This is a genomic window from Elusimicrobiaceae bacterium (genome assembly GCA_017528825.1).
Lineage (GTDB): Bacteria > Elusimicrobiota > Elusimicrobia > Elusimicrobiales > Elusimicrobiaceae > Avelusimicrobium.
Map to the genome: position 1 here is coordinate 80,254 of JAFXOI010000001.1, position 20,631 is coordinate 100,884.

16 protein-coding genes, 2 tRNA genes and 2 pseudogenes are annotated in these 20,631 nt (G+C 45.0%); 11 read left to right on the forward strand and 9 right to left on the reverse strand.

Annotated elements, in window-relative coordinates:
• Positions 1–77: 77 nt before the first annotated feature.
• From IKN49_00375 to IKN49_00390, 4 genes and pseudogenes are all read right to left on the reverse strand, one after another.
• Positions 78–2,507 (reverse strand): UvrD-helicase domain-containing protein, encoded by a 2,430-nt coding sequence (locus IKN49_00375; GenBank protein MBR3631519.1) that lies wholly within the window; start codon positions 2,505–2,507, stop codon positions 78–80.
• Positions 2,504–3,724: a 23S rRNA (uracil(1939)-C(5))-methyltransferase RlmD gene (gene rlmD, locus IKN49_00380; GenBank protein ID MBR3631520.1), complete on the reverse strand. Its 1,221-nt coding sequence runs from the start codon at positions 3,722–3,724 to the stop codon at positions 2,504–2,506. Before rlmD ends, IKN49_00375 begins: the two co-directional genes overlap by 4 nt.
• A complete protein-coding gene (gene ychF / locus IKN49_00385) occupies positions 3,717–4,796 on the reverse strand; it encodes a redox-regulated ATPase YchF (protein MBR3631521.1) in 1,080 nt (359 codons plus the stop codon). Before ychF ends, rlmD begins: the two co-directional genes overlap by 8 nt.
• Positions 4,797–5,322: 526 nt before the next feature.
• Positions 5,323–5,430: pseudogene (locus IKN49_00390) on the reverse strand (prepilin-type N-terminal cleavage/methylation domain-containing protein).
• 195 nt (positions 5,431–5,625) lie between these two features.
• Here IKN49_00390 and IKN49_00395 point away from each other — a divergent pair.
• The 4 genes from IKN49_00395 to IKN49_00410 all read left to right on the forward strand — a co-directional run bounded on the left by IKN49_00395 (position 5,626) and on the right by IKN49_00410 (position 10,092).
• Positions 5,626–5,699: transfer RNA gene (locus tag IKN49_00395), tRNA-Glu, on the forward strand.
• 28 nt (positions 5,700–5,727) lie between these two features.
• Positions 5,728–6,783, forward strand: a complete 1,056-nt coding sequence (locus IKN49_00400; protein ID MBR3631522.1) for a DUF1646 family protein — start codon at positions 5,728–5,730, stop codon at positions 6,781–6,783.
• A gap of 82 nt (positions 6,784–6,865) precedes the next feature.
• Positions 6,866–9,424, forward strand: coding sequence for an alpha-glucan family phosphorylase (glgP, locus tag IKN49_00405; GenBank protein MBR3631523.1), 2,559 nt, complete (start codon positions 6,866–6,868; stop codon positions 9,422–9,424).
• A 197-nt stretch (positions 9,425–9,621) separates the two neighbouring features.
• On the forward strand, positions 9,622–10,092 hold the full coding sequence (locus IKN49_00410; protein ID MBR3631524.1) for a tRNA (cytidine(34)-2'-O)-methyltransferase: 471 nt from the start codon (positions 9,622–9,624) through the stop codon (positions 10,090–10,092).
• A gap of 72 nt (positions 10,093–10,164) precedes the next feature.
• Here IKN49_00410 and IKN49_00415 read toward each other — a convergent pair whose 3' ends face one another.
• Positions 10,165–11,493, reverse strand: a complete 1,329-nt coding sequence (locus tag IKN49_00415; protein ID MBR3631525.1) for an RHS repeat protein — start codon at positions 11,491–11,493, stop codon at positions 10,165–10,167.
• Positions 11,494–11,577: 84 nt separating this feature from the next.
• On the opposite strand from IKN49_00415, the gene IKN49_00420 reads away from it, so the two are divergent.
• Both IKN49_00420 and IKN49_00425 read left to right on the forward strand, forming a co-directional pair.
• On the forward strand, positions 11,578–12,807 hold the full coding sequence (locus IKN49_00420; GenBank protein ID MBR3631526.1) for an MFS transporter: 1,230 nt from the start codon (positions 11,578–11,580) through the stop codon (positions 12,805–12,807).
• A 374-nt stretch (positions 12,808–13,181) separates the two neighbouring features.
• Positions 13,182–13,298: pseudogene (locus IKN49_00425) on the forward strand (prepilin-type N-terminal cleavage/methylation domain-containing protein).
• Positions 13,299–13,779: 481 nt separating this feature from the next.
• On the opposite strand, the gene IKN49_00430 reads toward IKN49_00425, so the two are convergent.
• The 4 genes from IKN49_00430 to IKN49_00445 are packed head-to-tail and all read right to left on the reverse strand — an operon-like array spanning position 13,780 to position 16,444.
• The gene (locus tag IKN49_00430) at positions 13,780–14,316 is read right to left on the reverse strand and encodes a 2-oxoacid:acceptor oxidoreductase family protein (GenBank protein MBR3631527.1); all 537 of its coding nucleotides are present in this window, start codon (positions 14,314–14,316) and stop codon (positions 13,780–13,782) included.
• Positions 14,316–15,062, reverse strand: coding sequence for a 2-oxoglutarate oxidoreductase (locus IKN49_00435; GenBank protein ID MBR3631528.1), 747 nt, complete (start codon positions 15,060–15,062; stop codon positions 14,316–14,318). The genes IKN49_00430 and IKN49_00435 overlap by 1 nt, the downstream gene beginning before the upstream one ends.
• The gene (gene vorB / locus IKN49_00440) at positions 15,059–16,225 is read right to left on the reverse strand and encodes a 3-methyl-2-oxobutanoate dehydrogenase subunit VorB (GenBank protein MBR3631529.1); all 1,167 of its coding nucleotides are present in this window, start codon (positions 16,223–16,225) and stop codon (positions 15,059–15,061) included. Before vorB ends, IKN49_00435 begins: the two co-directional genes overlap by 4 nt.
• 12 nt (positions 16,226–16,237) lie before the next feature.
• Positions 16,238–16,444: a 4Fe-4S binding protein gene (locus tag IKN49_00445; protein MBR3631530.1), complete on the reverse strand. Its 207-nt coding sequence runs from the start codon at positions 16,442–16,444 to the stop codon at positions 16,238–16,240.
• 94 nt (positions 16,445–16,538) lie between these two features.
• Here IKN49_00445 and IKN49_00450 point away from each other — a divergent pair, with 94 nt between their 5' ends.
• The 5 genes from IKN49_00450 to IKN49_00470 all read left to right on the forward strand — a co-directional run bounded on the left by IKN49_00450 (position 16,539) and on the right by IKN49_00470 (position 20,566).
• A complete protein-coding gene (locus IKN49_00450) occupies positions 16,539–17,000 on the forward strand; it encodes a GAF domain-containing protein (protein MBR3631531.1) in 462 nt (153 codons plus the stop codon).
• 17 nt (positions 17,001–17,017) lie between these two features.
• Positions 17,018–17,089 (forward strand) — tRNA-Phe (locus IKN49_00455).
• Between the two features lie 267 nt (positions 17,090–17,356).
• Positions 17,357–18,580 (forward strand): ABC transporter permease, encoded by a 1,224-nt coding sequence (locus tag IKN49_00460; protein ID MBR3631532.1) that lies wholly within the window; start codon positions 17,357–17,359, stop codon positions 18,578–18,580.
• Positions 18,573–19,244 carry an ABC transporter ATP-binding protein gene (locus tag IKN49_00465; GenBank protein MBR3631533.1) on the forward strand — a complete coding sequence of 224 codons (672 nt, stop codon included), beginning with the start codon at positions 18,573–18,575 and terminating at the stop codon, positions 19,242–19,244. Before IKN49_00460 ends, IKN49_00465 begins: the two co-directional genes overlap by 8 nt.
• A 395-nt stretch (positions 19,245–19,639) precedes the next feature.
• Positions 19,640–20,566, forward strand: coding sequence for a prepilin-type N-terminal cleavage/methylation domain-containing protein (locus IKN49_00470; protein MBR3631534.1), 927 nt, complete (start codon positions 19,640–19,642; stop codon positions 20,564–20,566).
• Positions 20,567–20,631: the final 65 nt, after the last annotated feature.

Here is a 20,631-nt window from a genome sequence, read left to right on the forward strand (position 1 = left end):
GCGAGTACAAAACATCTGTTAATGAACAAAAAACGCGGAGCGAAATTTTTGCTCCGCGTATATCTTTTCACGATTTGCTACAAAATTTCCAGCGGAGCAAAGGCAAGCATAAAGGTGCGCATGACGCCTTTGCCAAATTGCACCGTTATCTTGCAACTGTCCCCCGAGCCGGCCACGGCAGTAATCTGTCCCTCTCCAAAGACGCCATGTCTTACTTTTCCCCCCACCGTTACCGTCTTGCCATTACCTGTAGTAGTGGAGGTGCCTTTTTCTTGTTTAGGGGCAGAAGTATTTGGGAAATGCCGGCGTGAATCCGAAGTGGCAAAACGACGCGGCGCGTAATCAAGATCTACTTCTTCTATCTCGTAGCCGTGTTCATCGTATTTTTTCTGAAATTTACTGCGGCTAACAAATCCTTCAAAACCATTGTAACTATCCGCACTTCGGCCAAAACTGCCTTGATATCCACTTTTATTACGTTGCCCACCGTAAAAACCGCCGCCTTGGCCATACAATCCATACTTCGTGCGGAAATTATCATAACGCGGACGGCTTTGCTCGTACTGTTCCCGGTCTTCCTCTTTTAACAAGCCGCTTTCAAATAAAAAGCGAGAGGGGACATTGTCTTTGAGCTCGCCATATCGACGCCGTTGTGCGGCGTAAGTCATAAACAATTTTTCTTTCGCACGTGTCATAGCAACGTAGCAAAGACGGCGTTCTTCCTCCATCTCATTTTCATCATCGCTATGAATAGGGAATAGCCCGTCCTCTAAACCGGTGACAAACACGGTGTTAAACTCAAGCCCTTTAGCCAAATGCACTGTCATCAGCGTGACGGCCCCGCTTTCACCGGCTTGGGAATCATCGGTACCAGTCATCAAAGAAACTTCCTGCAAAAAATCTGATAAAGAGGGCTCTTCTTTGCGTTCTTCATATTCCTTGACCGCATTAATTAATTCGTCTAAGTTCTGCAAGCGGGACTCAGCTTCGGGGTCTTTTTCCAACTCCGACTCAAGCATTGCTTCGTAACCGGACGTTTTAATTATTTTATCCATCAAATTCGTCGGGGTAGAGAATAAAACAGCCGCTCGCCAACCCTCTATTAAACGCACAAATTCCAGTGCCGCGCGCCGCGCTTGCGGGGTTAAATCCGGCACGGTTTGTACCGCTTTTAAGGCGCTATATAAAGAAATATGATTGGCTTGGGCATAGGACATAAATTTCTCTTGGGCGGTTTTGCCCAGCCCGCGCGTGGGCGTATTGATAACGCGCAACAAATTAATATCATCATTGGGATTAATCAATAGCCGCGCATACGCCAATATATCTTTAATTTCTTTTCGGTCATAGAAACGCACCGTACCGACCAAGCGATAGGGAATTTGATAACGGCGGAATTTTTCTTCAAAATTACGGCTCTGTGCATTAGTGCGGTAGAAAACCGCAATACCATTTAATGAGTTCCCTTCCACATCGATTTGATATTTAATGGTTTTGGCGACCCAATCGGCCTCTTGGCCTTCGGTAGGAGCCTGCCGCACTTCTATTTCATCGCCGTGCGGTTTATCGGTAAAGAGATTTTTTTCTTTACGTTGCGTGTTCTTGGTAATGAGTTTATTAGAGGCATCCAAAATCACTTTTGTGGAGCGATAATTCTGCTCCAGCGTAATAATTTTGGCATCCGGAAAATCTTTTTCAAATTCCAAAATGTTGCGGATGTTCGCCCCACGCCATGAATAAATACTTTGGTCCGGGTCGCCCACCACACACAACTTGCGGTGCTTTTCAGCCAACAAACGCGTGATGAGATACTGGGTATGGTTTGTATCCTGATACTCATCCACTAATACATATTGGAAAAACTGCTGATAATACGTGCGTACATCCTCGTGCTCTTTGAAAAGTTGTAAGGTTTTAACGAGCAAATCTCCGAAATCCAAAGCGCCAGCTTCCTTGAGTTTTTGTTCGTAACGTCTGTAAATTTCCGCGGCGCGAATTTGATAATCCAGACCGCTTTGCATAGCGGAGGTGGTCAACATCTCCGGGGTAATTCCATCATCTTTGGCACGGGAAATGGTACCGACAATTTGCCCTGCTTCTTTCTTAGGGTCTTTAACGCCAAGCTGTTCAAGTAGTAAGGTGACTACACGCTTTTGCTCGCTTTCATCATAAATGGCAAAATCTTTAGACAAACCTATTTTTTCGGCATTTTGCCTCAACACACGCACGCCAAATGAGTGAAAAGTATGTATCCACACTTGGCGGCTTTGGCCGGGGACTAATTGTTCCACACGCTCGCGCATTTCCTGTGCGGCTTTATTGGTAAAGGTAACAGCCAAAATGCGGTACGGAGAATATCCTTCCTCAATAAGTTTAGCGATTTTGGTGGTCAGCGTTTTGGTTTTGCCCGTTCCCGCACCTGCCACAATCAGACACGGGCCGTCCTCATATAAGGCGGCCTGTTTTTGTTGCGGATTTAAGGAATTAAGGGCCTGTTCTACGATCATTTTAATTTCAATTGTACGAGCGTTTCGATGTGTTCGGTATGCGGAAAGAAATCAAACGCTTCCACGTCCAGTATTTCATAAGATTGCGTTAAAATTTTCAAATCGTTGGCTAGTGTTACGGGGTTGCACGAAATGTACAAAACATTTGCCACACCCGATTCAGCCACCGCTTTGGCGGCTCTGGGATGCATACCGCTGCGCGGCGGGTCCACAATAATCAGCGCGTCTTTTTTCTCTATCGGTTGCTGTTTGACGAAATCTTCCACTTTGGCACAGAAAAATTGCACATTTTTGACCCCGTTGATTTTGGCGTTTTCAATACCATTGTAAATGGCAGGGGCAACAGACTCCACGCAAATACTTTTTTCGCACAAATCCGCGCAAGAGAGTGAAAAACTGCCCGCACCTCCATACAAATCATAAATGATTTTCGGGGATATTTTTTTGACCAGCCCCCGCACGCGACTGTACATCTTTTGAGCGGTAAGCGTATTGGTCTGAAAGAACGCCTGTGCCGCGAGAGTAAAAGTGACTTCTCTTTCTTTTTTACCGTCGGGCCCTGTTAAAATAATTTTTTCGCAAATATGGTCTTGTCCTTTCAGCACGCGCAAGATTTCCGGCGCGGCGGTATCGGCCAGCGAGGTATTTACCGCCAGCAAGATATTGGCTTGCGGCCACACACTTTCTACCGCTTGGACAAAGGTTTTTTCAGGTACATCATCCGTTACAAATAACACCACCATTTGCTCGCCTGTGTTTTTGCCGACACGCAACATCAAATGACGCAAAATGCCGGTATGTTTGCGGTGATCGTAATACTCTAAATTTTCTGTTTTGGCCCAGGCGCGCACGGCCCGCACCAAATCAATCATCTGCGCATCAAACGTGTGGCACTCCTCTATATCTACCGCACGGTCCCAACGGCCTTTGAGCTTAAAGCCGAAGCATTGTTCAAATTCCAGCGGCAAGGTTTTATCGCGTTTGACTTTTTTATCAAAAGGCTCTTTCCAAATTGGCTGACGGCAAAAACCAAGCTCCACTTTATTGCGGAAAAATTCGGGATGATCTGTTTGGGTAACCGGAATATCTTGGGACCAAAAATCTTTTAAGGTTTCTTTTAGACACGCGGCCTTTTTGGACACTTGCTCTTCATAAGACAAGTGTAGTAGCGCACAACCGCCACATTGTTTGAAATGTTTACACGTAATACTAGGCATTGATTTTAAACAGGCACACATCGCCGTCTTTTACAATATAGTCCTTCCCTTCCGAGCGAATCAGACCATGTTCGCGCAAGGCCTTTTCATCGCCGTATTTGATAAGGTCATCATAGGTGTATACATCGGCGCGAATAAAACCTTTTTCAAAATCACTGTGGATTTTGCCCGCCGCTTGCGGAGCAGTGCAGCCGACGGGAATGAGCCAACTGCGCACTTCTACTTCCGGCCCGGCGGTAAAGTACGTGCAAAGATTTAATAATTTCATGCCTTCGCGCACCACTTTTTCAAGGCCGGTATAATCGTTGCCGGTTTCGGCCAAAAACGCTTTCTTTTCTTCTTCGGAAAATTCGGCAATATCGGCTTCAAACTTCACGCACAATTCCACAAATCCGGCACCGGTTTCACGGGCGTATTTAGCCACCTTTTCGGCATTTTCCACGTTGCGTTTTTCAGAATTATTGCCCACGTATAAAACGGGTTTGGCGGTCAAAAATTGATACTCTTTTAACTCCTCCGGCTCCAGCCCCAAAGACGATACCGGCTTGCCGTTTTCCAACGCGGCTTTGATTTCTTTCATCCGCTCAAAGGCGGCAATGGCGTCTTTTTTGCCCGATTTGGCATTGGAACCTAACCGATCACAAATTTTAGTGGCACTTTCCAAATCGGCCAGCATGAGTTCAGTGTTAATTACCTCAATATCGCGCAAGGGATCTACCGAGTTCATCACGTGGGTCACGTTTTCATCTTCAAATAAACGCACGACGTGGATAATCGCATCCACTTCGCGGATATTGGCCAAAAATTTATTGCCCAGTCCCTCGCCTTGGCTAGCGCCTTTGACAATACCAGCGATATCTACAAATTTAATAAAAGCCGCGGTTTTCTTGGGTGGTTTGAACATCTCAAATAATTTATCCAACCGCTTATCGGGAATAGGCACAATGCCGACGTTGGGTTCAATCGTACAAAAAGGATAGTTACTGGCTTCTGCGCCTGCGCAGGTAAGCGCATTAAAAAGGGTAGATTTGCCCACATTAGGCAATCCGACAATACCAATTTCCATGAAAATCTCCTTCGGACATAAAAAATGCTAAAAATCTTATAGATATTTTAGCATTTTAAGAAAACAGGATGAAAAGTATTATAGGATCAATTATTTCACCTCTTAGATGTATCGGTAAAAGGAAACGTTATTAATAAACATCCCACCCCTGAGCCTCTAAACTTTTACAAATATGTTTACTATAGGGGTATCTATCATTAACAAAACATGATTTAAACCACCCTGAACTTTCAGAACTGTCTGTCCCTACTGCCAATTCATATTCCGCATCATTTGCAGGATCCCCATTCTGATAACGCCACACTTCTATCTGACAAAATGTATCATTACAATAAGCCCTGAAAGCAAAATTTTTGCTACTACAATATCCCATATCTATTGTGCAATCTAATGGCACATCTACTACTAATTCTCCCTTTGCACTACTTTCAGTATCTAAAAACTCAACAGTCTCTGAAGGATATCCGTTCTCTAAAAGGTATAATTCTATAGCCTTTTGCCAACTGTTTGCAAGTGTTACAACCTCTACTGCACGAGCTTTTTCTACCGCCGTTTTATATTGCGGTAAGGCAATGGCAGATAAAATACCAATAATCAGTACCACCACGAGTAATTCAATTAAGGTAAAACCTTTTTTCATATTGTTTGGCTCCTTGTTTTTATATACCCTTTCGCGCGCCAAAAATAAGTGTATAACGCGCTAAAACGGCTACCAGTAAAAAGATACAAAAAAAAAGTAAAAATCAAGCGTAGGCATTTTGGGGTCACCGCATACAGTCTATTTTATTTTTCCCCTTTCCCTTATGCCTCGCAATTTGATAAAATGATAGCATAAGTCCCGTTCGTCTAGTGGTCCAGGACGCCGCCCTCTCAAGGCGGAGATCACGAGTTCGAATCTCGTACGGGACGTATTTTTTGTATAGGAAATATAAAAATCATGGAATTATCAACCCTGCAAATGGTCTTACTCTCCGCACTTATTGTCGTAGTGCTGTTTCTACCGTTAACGGTACATAAAGTAGAAGAAAATTTAGAAGCGTTTTTGTTTTTGTGCGGGGCATTTGCCGTAACTGTTTCCAAGGTATGGAGCTGGCATCTAGTAGGAGCGGCCTTGGAAGACCCCATCAAAATTACCGCCGCAGTACTGATTGCCGGGTTATTATTTAAGCAATTTCACTCCCAATTACAAAAACTCACCCAATTTGCCGTCAAAAAATTTGGCCTGCGTATTACCTTATTTACCATTGTGGCAGCATTGGGATTTACCTCTAGTATTATTACCGCCATTATTGCCGCACTCATTTTGGCAGAAGTAGCTGTTATGCTGCCGCTGGACCGCAGAAGCCGCATCAAGCTGGTCATTTTTTCGTGTTATGCCATTGGTATGGGGGCTGTGTTAACCGCTATTGGAGAACCTTTAGGCACGGTAGTCATTTCCAAATTATCCGGAGCACCACATCATGCCGGATTTTTCTTTTTAATTCAACATTTAGGATGGTATGTGTTGGGAGGTGTATTATTCATGGCAGGGATGGCCAGCTCCCTACGCGCCGACGAAACCAAGGCTCCCGGAGCTAAAGCGGCCGATACCGCCAGCGAACACACCGTCAAAAGTATTTTTGTGCGGGCCGGCAAGGTATATTTATTTGTCATGGCTTTAACTTTGCTGGGTGACGGGCTCAAACCACTGGCCATGAAAACCATTACCTATTTAAGCGACTCTTGGCTGTATTGGATCAATATGCTTTCTGCCGTGCTGGACAATGCCACCTTGGCCGCTATAGAGGTTACCCCCGCTATTACAGACCGCTCTATTACTTTCTTATTGATGAGTTTAATTATCTCCGGAGGTATGCTAATTCCGGGTAACATTCCCAACATTATTTGTGCCTCCAAGTTAGGAATTAAGAGCAAAGAATGGGTCAAAGCAGCGTTTGGGCTGGGGCTCATTTTAATGTTTGTCTATTTCTTCATTTTATCGGCCATCCTATAAAAAATAAGCTTTTTGAGATCCGCCTTCCCAATAGAAGGCGGATTTTTTATATAATAAAAGTATCTTAAAAAGGAGAGCTGTCATGAAAATTCATTCCTTCAATGTACAACCAAATTTGCCGGAGAACATCAAATTTTTAGAAGAACTAGCCAATGATATGTGGTTCACTTGGAACTGGCCGGCTATTATGTTGTTTATGCAAATCGACTCAAAACTTTGGACAGATTCCCACCGAAATCCCAAATGGATGTTAGGATGCGTTCCGCAAAAACGCCTTGAAGAACTCAGCAAAGATGCCCAATTTGTCGCGCAAGTCAACCAAGTAAAAGACGCTTATTATGCTTATAAGAACAATCCGCACACTTGGTATCACGAACACAAACAAGAACAAGGTAATATGTTAACCGCTTATTTCTCCATGGAGTATGGTATTGGAGAAGGGTTGCCTATTTATTCCGGTGGTTTGGGAATGCTCGCCGGCGACCATATCAAATCTGCCAGTGACCTTGGAATGCCGATTATCGGGGTAGGTCTATTCTATAAGAAAGGTTATGTACAACAGGTGCTCAACCGCGAAGGCTGGCAAAATGAAGAATATCCCGATAATGACTGGGCCCACATGGCCGTAGAACGGGTACTCAATCAAGAAGGAAAAGAAATTACCGTAGATATTCCACTTGGATTTAATGAAAATGTAAAAGCGTGCATTTGGCGCGTAGATGTGGGCCGCACCCAGTTATATTTACTAGATACCAATTTGCAGGAAAATACCCCGGCCCAACGTTTAATTACGGAAAAACTGTACGGTGGTGATCGTGAAAATCGTATCCGCCAAGAAGTGGTGCTGGGCATCGGCGGTGTGAAAGCCTTAGCTGCCATGGGCCTCCACCCTACCGTATATCATATCAATGAAGGACATAGTGCTTTCTTACTGATCCAGCGCATTTTGGATATCATGCAGGCTCGACAAATGAATTTTTCTCAGGCGCGGGAAATTGTGTGGGCCTCTTCCGTATTTACCACCCACACACCGGTAATTGCCGGAAACGAACATTTTGATCCTATGCTCGTGCGCAAATACATGGAATATTACGCCCAACAAATGGGAATTTCCTGGGAAGACTTTTTGGCGCTTGGAAAAGAAAAATCCGATTCAACTACTTTCTGCATGACCGTTTTGGCATTACGTTTAACTGCCTATGCCAACGGAGTGGCCAAATTGCACGGAAAAGTCAGCCGTGAAATGTGGCGCAACTTGTGGCCGCAACTGCCCATCAACGAAGTGCCCATTGACAGTATTACCAACGGGATACATAGTTCCTCTTGGATTTCGCATGAAATCAATGATTTATATCGCAAATATCTCTATAACAATAACCAACTCGACGAAATAGACCCGTCCAAACAAGAAATATGGAATAAAGTGGCTGACATTCCCGATGAAGATTTGTGGAGTGTGCATAACCAACGCAAAGTCAAGCTCATCAATATGGCACGCACACGCTTAAAACAGCAGCTCAAACGTCAGGGTTTTGACGTTATGACCGTCAACAAAGCCAATCGTGTCTTAAAACCGGAAGTATTAACCATCGGTTTTGCCCGCCGCTTTGCGACTTACAAACGGGCCACCTTACTGTTTAAAGATTTAGACCGGTTGGATAAAATCGTCAATAACCCGTTGCGCCCGGTGCAATTCGTTTTCGCCGGAAAAGCACATCCGGCCGATACGATGGGAAAAGAATTTATTAAGACCATCTACAATTTAACGCAAAACGATCCTCGCTTCAAAAATAAAATTGTATTTATGGAAGATTACAATATGAACACCGCCCGCTATATGGTGCAAGGCGTCGATGTGTGGCTTAATAACCCCATCCGCCCCATGGAAGCAAGCGGTACGTCCGGCATGAAAGCCGCCGTGAACGGAGCACTTGCCTTGTCCATTTTGGACGGCTGGTGGGACGAAGTGGGCCCGTGTGATTTCGGCTGGTCAATTGGCGGCGCGGAAAAATACGGCTCCGATGCGGAACGTGATGCGGTGGAGGCGGAATCTCTCTATAACTTATTAGAGCAAGAAATTGCTCCCGCTTATTATGCCAAGAATGAAAAAGGATTCTCCCCCACCTGGCTTGCGTTAATGAAGAAATCTATTCAGCAAATTGCACCTTTCTTCAATACCAACCGTATGGTCAAAGAGTATTATGAAAAATTCTATGTGGGTGCACATAATTTTGGCCAGGGTTTGGCACAAAATGATACCGCCGTACAAGTGGCTGCTTGGCGTAAGAAAATTATGGATAACTGGTATCGTGTCAATGTGACAGACATTACTCCTTCCTTTGACAAAGCCATTTTAATGGGAGACAAATTAAATTTCAAAGCAAAAGTATTTTTGGGTAATTTAGCTCCGGAAGATGTCCAAGTAGAATTGTACTTAGGCACACGCGGTGCTTTGGGAGATATCGACAAAGAAGATGCCGTAGATATGAATTGTACCGGAAAGGACGGAGAAGCCTATATCTATGACGTGCAAATTTCTCCGTTTAACAGCGGACGACAAGATTATGCTTTGCGTATTTTGCCCGCCTGCGATAAAGTGCCCAATGTACTCATGCCGTTCTTTATCCGTTGGGAAGAGTAAGTAATTGTTACTTTTTTCATTGCAGAAAAGTAACCAAAAAGCTAGGCAATCTGAGAAATAAAAAATTGGGTTTTAAGGGAATTTTTATAACTTGCAAAGTAACCTTTGCTCAAACAATAAAAATTATACTCCCTTAAAACTCAATTTTTTAAGCATTTCTATGATTGCCCTAAAAAACTAATTGAAATTTACAACTTATGCTCAACATCGTACTCATTAACCCCGAAATCCCGTTTAATACCGGTAATATCGGCCGCTCCTGTGTGGCTACCGGTACTCGTTTGCATTTGGTAGGGAAACTAGGTTTCAAAATCGCTTCTAAAGAAATACGCCGCTCGGGCCTGGATTATTGGCCTAATTTGGATTATAAACGCTATGAAACTTGGGAAGAATTTTTGGATGTAAATAAACCGACCCGGGAGCAATTATTTTTCCTTTCCACGAAAGGGAAAACCGCTTACTGGGATGCTGAGTTTAAGGATGGCAGTTACCTCTGTTTCGGAGCGGAATCCTGCGGCTTGCCCAAAGACTTCTACGAAATTTACAAAGACCGTCTTTTCACCATTCCGATGACAGGGCCCGTACGTTCCTTAAATCTTTCTTCATCGGCCGCTATTACCTTATTTGAAGCCCTTCGGCAAAATCAAATAACCTACTTGAAAAAATAGTTTCCGATTAGCATAAAAAAACCGCCCCGCTTTTGTATAAAACGGGGCGGCACTCAACTAAATCAACTAATACTAGAACTCCGATTCGTCCTTGAGTTCTCCTTCTTCATTGTAAAGTTTTTGTCGTCCGCCGCCATCGTCTCTTACTTCAATTTGGCTCGTCAACATTCCCTTTTCATTGTAGAAATTCAGCACGGCAAATCCATAGTCTGAAGACCAAGAGATTTCGACAGAGTTGTGTAACAAGTTTTCTCCGCCCGGTACGTCCACATCTTTACAATTGCCGCTGCTGTCACATACGTTTAAAACAGTTTGTCCTTCAAAATACTCAACTCCGACACCTTTATCCAGGTCCTTATTGAAATTCCATTGATAATTGAGCTGGCCGCCATCATCGTATGTGTAAGCCTGGCACTGGCCTTCCATACAATAGTTCACCTCTTTGCCGGAACGAGTCATCCACGATTCTTCCATTCCGCCAAAACGGTCCTTACAATTTCCTTCCGTACAGGCATAGGCCAATCTATCATCGTCTCCGTATTCGTAGTAAGTATCTCCCTTTTGAGTCAAACGGCCATCCTCATCATAAATATAATCTATAGTCGTTCCAGTTTCATTATCCGTTTCCGAAATGATATTTCCTTTCTCATCGTAGGTTTTGGTCACGCCCTTTTCGCACTTATCCTCTCCTTCGCAGCGGCTGGTAGTTTCCGTTAATTTCGTGCCATCTTTACTGTATACCGTTTCTACGCAGGAGGAATAGTCATCTCTGCATTTATTCTCACTATATCCCTCTTCCGTATAGGTTCTGACACAACTGTATCCTTCAAAATGTTCTTCACACTCCGTGGTTTCCCCCAGACCGGGCTCGTCAGCTGCTGCTCCGAGGTCATCGTTATTGCCGCCGCCGCTGGTTCCGCCGCTGGTTCCACCGCTGGTCCCGCCGCTGGTTCCACCACTGCTGGGAACGGTCTGCTGGGTAATTCCCAAAGTTTTACAGTATCGTTGTCCCATACTGCTACTGCTACTGCAGGAGCGGGCAGTAACTTCACCATCTTTATTGGTAAAAGAAATCGTATAGCCGTTGCCACCCAAATTACTTCTCTCCGCGTTGACTTGCAATTCGCTGGCACTTTTTCTATCCACCGAGATATTGAAAAATTTGGACTTCGTTCCGGCATACAAATTGTTATCCACTGTGGCCGGATAAGCATTGTAATTTTTGATGTAAGCCACGTTGGCCGCCTCGCTCATGGCTTGTACGTTATGGAGTCCTTCCATAGCGCGGCCTTTTTCCATCGCCACTTTATATTGCGGCAAAGCAACGGTCACCATGACCGCCACAATGACCATGACGATTAACAATTCGATAAGTGTAAAACCTTTCTTAAATATATTCATAAACATCCTCCTTATACTTATTATATAAATTTCCCGTTAAATTTCAAGGAAATTTATAGTCGATTTTTTTATAAAATAACTACAATGAACGCACGGAGATTTTTTTGGATTTTATTTTTGCTCAACCTGTTTAATTACATAGACAGGCAAGTGCTGTTTTCCGTCTTTCCGCTCATTCAAGCCGATTTACAAATCAGCGATTTTCAGCTTGGCACATTGGCCTCTATATTTATGCTGGTGTATATGTGTTATGCCCCGATAGTCGGTTTTTTTGCCGACCGGCAACCCCGCCATTACTGGATTGCCGCCAGCGCGCTGATTTGGAGCGCGGCCACTTTTTGTAGCGGACTAGTCAAAAATTATTTTTCCTTGCTGGGCACACGGGCATTTATCGGCATAGGCGAAGGCGGGTTTACTACTATTGCGCAACCTTTCCTGGCCGAACAATATCCCAAGCAAAAGCGCGCCACCATTTTGGGATATTTTGCACTTGCGCTCCCGTTGGGAGCCGCTTTGGGATATTTGACAGGCGGCCTCTTGGGCAAATACTGGGGCTGGAAAACAGCGTTTATGCTGATGGGGATACCGGGGGCCATTTTAGGCCTGCTCAGTTTTGTTTTCCTCAAAGACCGCCCGCACCGCCACCTAGCTAACCGCGCTATGCCTTCTTCTCTACAATATTTGGCACTCCTGCGCAACAAACCGTTTCTTTTCCTATGTTTAGCCCATGCCATGCAAACGTTTGTCTTGGGTGGCTTATCCGCGTGGATGCCCACTTATTTGCACCGTTTCTTTCATTTAGATTTAGGACAGGCAGGCATGATTTTCGGTGGTATGGTTATTGGGGCGGGGGCGCTAGGTACTTTTTTAGGTGGGCACGTGGCAGACCGGTTGCTTAAAAAAACAAATTATGCCTATTTTATTGTCATCGCGGCTAGTTTGATTTTAACCATTCCTTTTGGCGGGGCCGGTATTTTAAGCCACCGGATGCCGTTTTCGCTCATTACCTTTTTTATTGCAATAACGTGTATTTTTATCCCCATGGGGCCGATTAGTGCCTCATTAGTCATTTTAAGTAGCCGCCGGATACGCTCGATGGCCTTTGCGGTCAATATATTTCTCATTCATGCGTTGGGGGATGCTATTTCCCCGACGCTTATTGGCAAAGTGTCCGACTTGTTTGGTCTAAAAATGGCCTTTTTGGGATGTTTGGCAATGCTGTTACCGGCCTGCCTTTTCTTATACTCTTGTGTCAAAACCGCCCGAGCCGAAGGCCGCCTGATTCGTTATTATGCGGTAGATACAGCGGAATAAATTTGTTTTTTATCCAAAAATTACTATACTATAAAAAGGAGTTATAGCAGTACCCCGGGCTGATCCCCCGGCACACAATTTAATCTGTTTTTGGAACCGTATGCAGAATACGGAGAGCTGCCAATCGGCGGCACTATTTCCCTCCAAAAATAGCCGATTGAGGCACAAAATAACGGACCTTCGAAACCCGTTGTTTTGTGCCGAATGTTTATCGTTTTTGACGGTAAACTACGGCTGTTTTGTTTTGGGTTAGGGAAATAGGCTCAAACATGACAGCCGTTTTTGCATCTTATTTTCCAAAACAGGTAAAAGTGGAGGAGATGCTGAGCAAAGACGACTCAGCATGACGACTTAATAAAGATAAGGAGAATAAGATGAAAAATAAAAAACAAGGGTTTACCCTAATAGAATTATTGGTAGTGGTACTGATTATCGGTATTTTATCAGCCATTGCCTTACCGCAATATGAAAAAGCAGTCGAAAAATCTAAAATCATAAATATGCTTCCTTTATATAAAGCTGTTATTCAAGCTAATGAAATGTATGATTTAGAACATGGGCAATCGTTAGCTCCCAATTTTGATGCTTTGGGCCATATTCTACCGGACGATTGGACTGGCACAGATACCAATATCGCTACAAATGGCGAATGGCAATTATACTTTTCTTATGATAATAAACATGGTTGGCGCTATATTGAGCTAAGGCATTTAACAGGCAAGTATGCACAAAGTGGTTTTATATGGTTAGTGCGAGATAGTGGGCAACAGCACGATAGATTTCCCGATAGATTACAAATTGTTTGTTTTGAAAAATCAGACATGACTACCGGTCAAGGCGGATTTTGTAAAAAGGTATTAGGTGGAAAATATATTGGAAGCAATGGAAGCTATCTTTATACTTTTCCCTATTAGATAAATAAAAAGCCACAATAAAAATTGTGGCTTTTTATTTCTGTTCTAAAACTCCCTTTTACTTCACGCTATCAAATCCGGCTTGTAGGGCTTTGCGGTTGAGCTCCAACATTTCCGGTTTGGCGCGTTTATATACTTTTTTCATCGCGTCACATACGCTATCTAGTGTGACGGTGCCGGTTAGTTTAATAAACGCTCCGAGCGCCACCAAATTAGCCACGCGGTCCATTCCCACTTGTTGGGCCAACTCATTACACGGCACACACACGGTGGTAATATCCGTGCGTGTCGGGCGGGAATTAATCAGCGAACTGTTCAAAATTAAAAGTCCGCCTTTTTTGAGCATGGGTTCAAATTTCGGTAGTGACGGCTCATTCATCACAATCACCGTACTGGGAGCAGACACAATCGGCGTATACACTTCCCCGTCGGTTACCACCACCGAACAGTTGGCCGTGCCGCCGCGCATTTCCGGTCCGTAAGAAGGCAACCAACTTGCATTTTTCTTATCTTCCACACCGGCCTGCGCGAGCAAAATGCCCGCCGAAATAACCCCTTGTCCGCCAAATCCGGCAATTCTAATTCCTTGATACATTAGTTGGCCCCCTCGTCTTTAAAGACACCTAACGGATATTGCGGCATCATTTTAGTGCGCACAAATTCCAGCGCTTGTTCCACATTGGCATGCCAGTTGGTCGGGCATTGGGAAAGCACTTCCACCATGCTAAAACCGACGCCTTTGACTTGATTTTCAAACGCTTTTTTAATGGCTTTTTTGGCCGCCATGACGTGTTGCGGCGTATCTACCGCTACGCGCTCTAAATACTTGGCGCCGGTAATCTGTGAAAGCATTTCGCACATATTAATCGGCCAACCTTGCAATTTCGGGTCGCGCCCTTTCGGGGCAGTGGTGGCTACTTGGCCCACCAAAGTCGTCGGGGCCATTTGACCGCCGGTCATCCCGTAAATAGCATTGTTAATAAAAATGACGGTAATATTTTCACTACGCACCGCGGCATGCACAATTTCCGCCATGCCGATAGAAGCCAAATCTCCGTCTCCCTGATAGGAAAACACAATCGCGCCGGGTTTACTGCGTTTAATACCGGTGGCAATCGCCGGGCCGCGGCCGTGTGCGCCCTGGACCATATCACAGGCAAAATAGTCGTCGGCAAATACCGCACATCCTACCGGCGCCACGCCAATCACACGCTCGGCAATTTTCAGCTCGTCAAACGTTTCACACATCAAACGGTGTACAATTCCATGGCCGCAACCCGGACAATAATGCATGGGTTTATCGGTTAAACTTTTGGGTCTTTGTGCTAAAATCGTGCTCATTTGTTGCCTCCTTTGCGGTCACCTTGTACCCCTAAAGCGAGGTCACGTTTACACTCGTAGGTAAATCCTTCTGCATGGCGTTGCAAGTCAAACAGTCCGTCGGTTTTTCCGTTCAAAGCCGACTCACACGCCTCTAAAATCGCCGCTCCTTCCGGCTGGCCGCCGGCGGGATAGGCCTTCAAATAAACGGGCGTTTTATCTCCCACGGCGAGTTTCACATCTTGCACCAGTTGTCCTAAACTTTGCTCTACGGTTACAATCGCCTTGCATTTTCCGGCCAGTTCCGCTAAGCGTTTAGACGGGAACGGCCACAAGGTAATCGGACGGAACAGTCCTACTTTTAAGCCCGTTTCTTTGGCGTGATTAACAGCTTCCAAACAAGCGCGGGAGGAAAGTCCGTACGCCACGAGTAACACGTCGCAATCTTCGGTGTTGCGCTCTTCATAGCGTGCTTCGGTCTTTTCAATCAGTCCATAGCGTTTGGCGCGCTCGGTCACGTCAGCAATTAAATTGTCCCCTTTGTAAGAAAACACTTTGGCTTTGGGGCGAGCCCCTTTTTCAATATCTACCGCCCAGTCAAATTTACCCAGTTGATTGGGATCTACCGGGTCAAAATTAAACGCCATACTTTCCATCATTTGACCCAAAATACCATCGGCCAAAATCATACACGGCATACGATATTTTTCGGCTAAATCAAAAGCCAATTTAGGGAAATTGCCTAATTCTTCCACGGAATTGGGGGCCAGTACAATCACATGATAATCGCCGTTACCGCCACCGCGCGTAGCTTGGAAATAATCCCCCTGCGCACCGCCAATACTGCCCAGTCCAGGGCCGCCACGCATGACATTAACAATTAAACAAGGCAAATCGGCACTGGCTAAATAGGTAATACCTTCTTGTTTCAAACTCACTCCGGGAGAAGAAGATGATGTCATACTTCGTGTACCGGTAGCGGCCGCACCATAGACCATATTAATCGCGGCAATTTCACTTTCCGCCTGCACAAAAGCGCCGCCGGCATCGGCCATATAAGCCGCCATATATTCCGGCACTTCGTTTTGCGGGGTAATGGGGTATCCGGCAAAAAAGCGTGCCCCGGCGCGGATGGCGCCTTCGGCGAGAGCTTCATTGCCTTTTCTTAATGTTTTTTGGGTCATAAATTCCTCAAATCAGTCTTTAATTACCGTAATAGCAATATCGGGGCACATCATATAACACATCGTGCAGCCAATACAATTTTCGGGGTGTTTCATCTCGGCTGGGAAATAACCTTTCTTACTAATGGTTTCACTTTTGTCCAAACATTTTTTAGGGCAAGCGTTGACACACAAGTAACACGCTTTACAGCGATTGGCATCCACTTCAATTCTAGGCATCGGGTATGCCTCCTTATTAATAAGTCCTACTTAAATTGTATGTCTTTTTCCTTGGGGGTGCAAGCGCTGCAAAAGGATTTGTTATAATAAGCTCATGTCTAAAACGGATTTATACCCCCTACTTAGTAAACAAGCCGGCGCTTTATTAGAGGCGCGTTTTGGTCTTGTGAGCAATATGGCTAACTTAGCTGCGCTGATTTACCATACGTTGCCGGATATCAACTGGGCCGGATTTTATCTGCTGGATAAAAATATATTACGCTTGGGCCCCTTTCAGGGAAAACCGGCCTGTACGGAAATTCCGCTTGGCAAAGGCGTATGCGGCACGGCGGCCCTGCAACAAAAAACGCTCGTAGTGCCCGATGTGCATCAATTTACCGGACATATTGCCTGCGACAGTGCTTCTAAAAGCGAAATAGTAATCCCGTTACTTCAAGACGAAAAAGTGTGGGGCGTATTGGATATAGACTCACCGGTATTGAACCGATTTGATGAGATGGACCGCGCGGGATTGGAAGAAGTCGTGCGGGTATTTGCAAGTGTCGTGCAAATATAGTATTATATAGAGGTAATGCCGAGGTAGCTCAGTGGTAGAGCACTGGTCTGAAAAACCAGGTGTCGACAGTTCGATCCTGTCCCTCGGCATTTCTTTTCTTCGTAAAATCCTTTACTTCTTTGTCGTTCGATTGTTCGGATACCTCCGCCCTCCGGGCGCGTTCCTACAGTATACCTCACAATCTCACTCCGCGAATTAAAATATTTTTCTTTGAAAAGCACGGTGCCCCGTTTTTCTTACTCGGCATTTCTTTTCTTCGTAATTTACCCCACTTCGTTGTCGCTCAAAAACTCGAATACCTCGGCACTATCGTGCCGCTTCGCACATTGCACTCACTTTTAAAGTACAATATACATATGAAATCTTTTCCGCGTTTTGTAGCCCTACGCTATATGCTGCACCGCAAAGGTTTGTTTGCGCTGATTACCACGCTCATCGGCGTGGCGGGCGTGAGCGTGGGCGTGGCTGCCTTAATCACCACCTTATCCGTGATGAACGGTTTTCAAAGCGATATTAAAGAAAAAATCATCGGGGCGCAAAGCCACATTCTTATTTTCGGACGTATGAACGCGGACGTTTATCCGCAGAAAATCAGCCAATTAGAATCTTTGCCCGAAGTAGCCGGGGCCGCTCCCAACATTTACGGACAAGCGATTATCTCCGCAAACGGACAAAGCGTCGGCGTAGTAATTCGTGGTTTAGACCCTGCACAAGAAGCTAAAATTAATAACTTGAACCAATCTCTGGTGGACGGCGCCTTTCAACCGACAGATTGGGAAGAATATGCCCCCGCCCCGCTGGTGCTGGGAACAGAACTGGCCGATAATCTCAATGCGGAAATCGGTGATGACGTAGTGCTCATTTCCCCTCAATCTATCTCAACCAGTGCGGGGATGTTTCCTAAGATGAAAAAGTTTCGCATCAGCGGACTTTTACGCACGGGATATTACGAATTTGACAATACTATTGCCTATGCACCGCTATCTGAAGCGAGTGATTTTTTAGGTCTCAAACAGGGTGTCACGGGCATTGCCGTTAAATTAAACGACATGAATCAAGCCGAAAAATTGGTCCCGACCATTCAAGAGGCGGTGGGCTTTGGTTATGCGGTGCGCACCTTTGCACAAATGAACAGCACTCTCTATGCCGCTTTGAAATTGGAAAAAGCCGTGATGTTTATCATTCTCTTTTTAATTATCATCGTAGCTTCGTTAAACATTGCCTCTAATCTTATTCTTTTGGGAACGGAAAAATTGCGTGATATCGGCATTATGCGCTCCTTAGGTGCCAGCCCCAAAATGATACGCGGTATTTTCATGTGGGAAGCTATGATGACCGCTACGATCGGCATTGTATTGGGCGTAATGTTGGCGGTAGTATTGTGTTGGATCATTGCCACTTTTAATATAGTAGAACTTCCCGGTGATATTTATTATTTAACCAAGGTCCCTGTGCGTATGCAATGGGCCGATATTTTAGCTGTGATTGGCGGTAGCTATTTGGTGTGTTTTGCTGCGGGGTTATATCCGGCAGTAAAAGCGTCCCGCGTCAATCCAACGGATGCGATTCGTTATGGCTGAACTGGTAGAAATTAAAAACTTAACTAAGATTTACGGCCAAGGCCAAGAAAACCTCTGTGTATTGGAAAATGCGGAGCTGACGGTGTCGCGCGGACATTTTGTAGTTTTGCTGGGCCCCAGCGGTAGCGGAAAAAGCACGCTACTTAACTTAATCGGATTACTGGACAGACCCACCTCCGGCCAAATTTTTCTTGAAGGAAAAGAGATTAGCCAAATCAAAAGCGAAAGCAAACGCTCGGCTTTGCGGCTGAAAAAAATGGGATTCGTTTTCCAATTTGACGGGCTACTACCGGAGTTTACGCTACTGGAAAATGTGGCTTTACCGGCGCTCATGCGCGGCAAAGAGGCAACGGCCCGCGCACAGAAATTACTGGATCAATTTGGTATTGGCAACATTAGCCATAAAATGCCGGCTGATTTAAGCGGCGGGGAAAAGCAACGCGCCGCTATTGCACGGGCTTTGTGCAATAAACCTGATTTATTACTGGCCGACGAACCCACCGGCAATTTAGATACGGCCCGCAAAGAGCAGGTATTTGCCGATTTTGCCGCCCTTGCCAAGCAGGGCTTAACCGTCTTAATGGTCACTCATGACGTGCACGCCGCCACCTTTGCTGATGCGGTATATAGATTGGAAAACCGCCGCTTGACCCGCACCCAATAATCTGTAAAACTTAATAATAAATCCAACGATCAATAAAACAATATGCAAAAAATACCCCGCTTATAAAGCGGTGTATTTTGTTATAATAAGAGAGTCGTATAGGAGCAAAAGTACCCGCGCACCAACGCGGTAAATTACAATTTCATCTGTTTTTGGAACCGTATGCAGAATACGGTGCGCTGTCGGAAATCTGACGGCACAGCTCACCTCCAAAGACAGTCGTTTTAGGCACAAGAAGAAAAGGGTCGCTCCTGATTTTTCTTGTGCCGAGTGTTTGCCGCACCTTTGGGTGCGGCAGACCACGGCTGTTATGTGTTGGGTTAGGTGAGCTGGCTCAAGCATAACAGCCGTTTTTTTGCGTCCGTTTTCCAAAACAGAATTGAAAGGAGAGTCGTATGCAAAAAAACAGACATGCCTTCACACTAGTAGAACTATTAGTCGTCGTACTCATTATAGGAGTTTTATCAGCTATTGCTATCCCCATGTATCAAGGAGCTGTAGATAAAAGCCATTGGAGCACTATGCTCCCCGGAGCTAAAGCGATAAAAGACGCCGAAGAAGCTATCAAAATGAGCAATGGAGCTTATACAGATAATATGGCTAATTTAGATGTTACTATGAATAATGCAGATTTAACCTTTGCTTTAGTAACACCTAATAATACGGCCGACCCGAATGTAATCAGAGTGACGAATAGTAAGTTAGCCAATGTACGGTTAGCCAGTTATTTAGATGATAACCCGAAATTTGCCGGGCAGTTACATTGTGAAGCCAAGACGGGTGATGAGCGCGCGGAAAGACTGTGCGGAAAATTACTTATGGGGCAAGAACTAACCTCATCAGACGGCTATACGGGCTATCTACTAGACCAAGAAATCGACAAAGCCACGTGTGATCATGCTAGTCGCAGTTGGAGTACAAGCAAAACAAAATGTTATAAGACAACGGCAGATAGATGTGAAGCATTAGGTCTGGGTGTTGTAGCAGGAATGAATGAGCAATGCGGATATGTAGATGGAGCTGAGAAAACGATCGGATCCGAAGGAATTTGCATGGGCAGTAAAAATGCCGGCTGTCACAGATCAAAATTTGAAAATGGAGGTGCTTGTGTGTCTGACGTAAAGTGGGGGTGTCTAGGCAATAGTTATACAAACGGTTCTATTTGTTACGGCGATTGGAATGATTGTGGCACTACTCATCCAAACTATATAAATTCCTATGATGAAACTTCTTGTTGTTGTGCAAAGAATGGCACCAGCGGTTGTGGATCCGCTCCGACATGTCAGTCGCGCGGCATCGCATGTGACCCGCAATATTTATAATAGAATCAACTGAGAGTGTATCAAAAATCCCGCGCCACACAATGGACGCGGGATTTTTAACCGAA

Coding starts and splice junctions, on each gene's coding strand:
- IKN49_00420 (MBR3631526.1), top strand. CDS start 11,578: ATGAACGCACGGAGATTTTTTTGGATTTTATTTTTGCTCAACCTGTTT.
- IKN49_00450 (MBR3631531.1), top strand. CDS start 16,539: ATGTCTAAAACGGATTTATACCCCCTACTTAGTAAACAAGCCGGCGCT.
- IKN49_00375 (MBR3631519.1), bottom strand. CDS start 2,507: ATGATCGTAGAACAGGCCCTTAATTCCTTAAATCCGCAACAAAAACAG.
- glgP (MBR3631523.1), top strand. CDS start 6,866: ATGAAAATTCATTCCTTCAATGTACAACCAAATTTGCCGGAGAACATC.
- IKN49_00445 (MBR3631530.1), bottom strand. CDS start 16,444: ATGCCTAGAATTGAAGTGGATGCCAATCGCTGTAAAGCGTGTTACTTG.
- rlmD (MBR3631520.1), bottom strand. CDS start 3,724: ATGCCTAGTATTACGTGTAAACATTTCAAACAATGTGGCGGTTGTGCG.
- IKN49_00465 (MBR3631533.1), top strand. CDS start 18,573: ATGGCTGAACTGGTAGAAATTAAAAACTTAACTAAGATTTACGGCCAA.
- IKN49_00470 (MBR3631534.1), top strand. CDS start 19,640: ATGCAAAAAAACAGACATGCCTTCACACTAGTAGAACTATTAGTCGTC.
- IKN49_00430 (MBR3631527.1), bottom strand. CDS start 14,316: ATGTATCAAGGAATTAGAATTGCCGGATTTGGCGGACAAGGGGTTATT.
- IKN49_00435 (MBR3631528.1), bottom strand. CDS start 15,062: ATGAGCACGATTTTAGCACAAAGACCCAAAAGTTTAACCGATAAACCC.
- vorB (MBR3631529.1), bottom strand. CDS start 16,225: ATGACCCAAAAAACATTAAGAAAAGGCAATGAAGCTCTCGCCGAAGGC.
- IKN49_00410 (MBR3631524.1), top strand. CDS start 9,622: ATGCTCAACATCGTACTCATTAACCCCGAAATCCCGTTTAATACCGGT.
- IKN49_00415 (MBR3631525.1), bottom strand. CDS start 11,493: ATGAATATATTTAAGAAAGGTTTTACACTTATCGAATTGTTAATCGTC.
- IKN49_00400 (MBR3631522.1), top strand. CDS start 5,728: ATGGAATTATCAACCCTGCAAATGGTCTTACTCTCCGCACTTATTGTC.
- IKN49_00460 (MBR3631532.1), top strand. CDS start 17,357: ATGAAATCTTTTCCGCGTTTTGTAGCCCTACGCTATATGCTGCACCGC.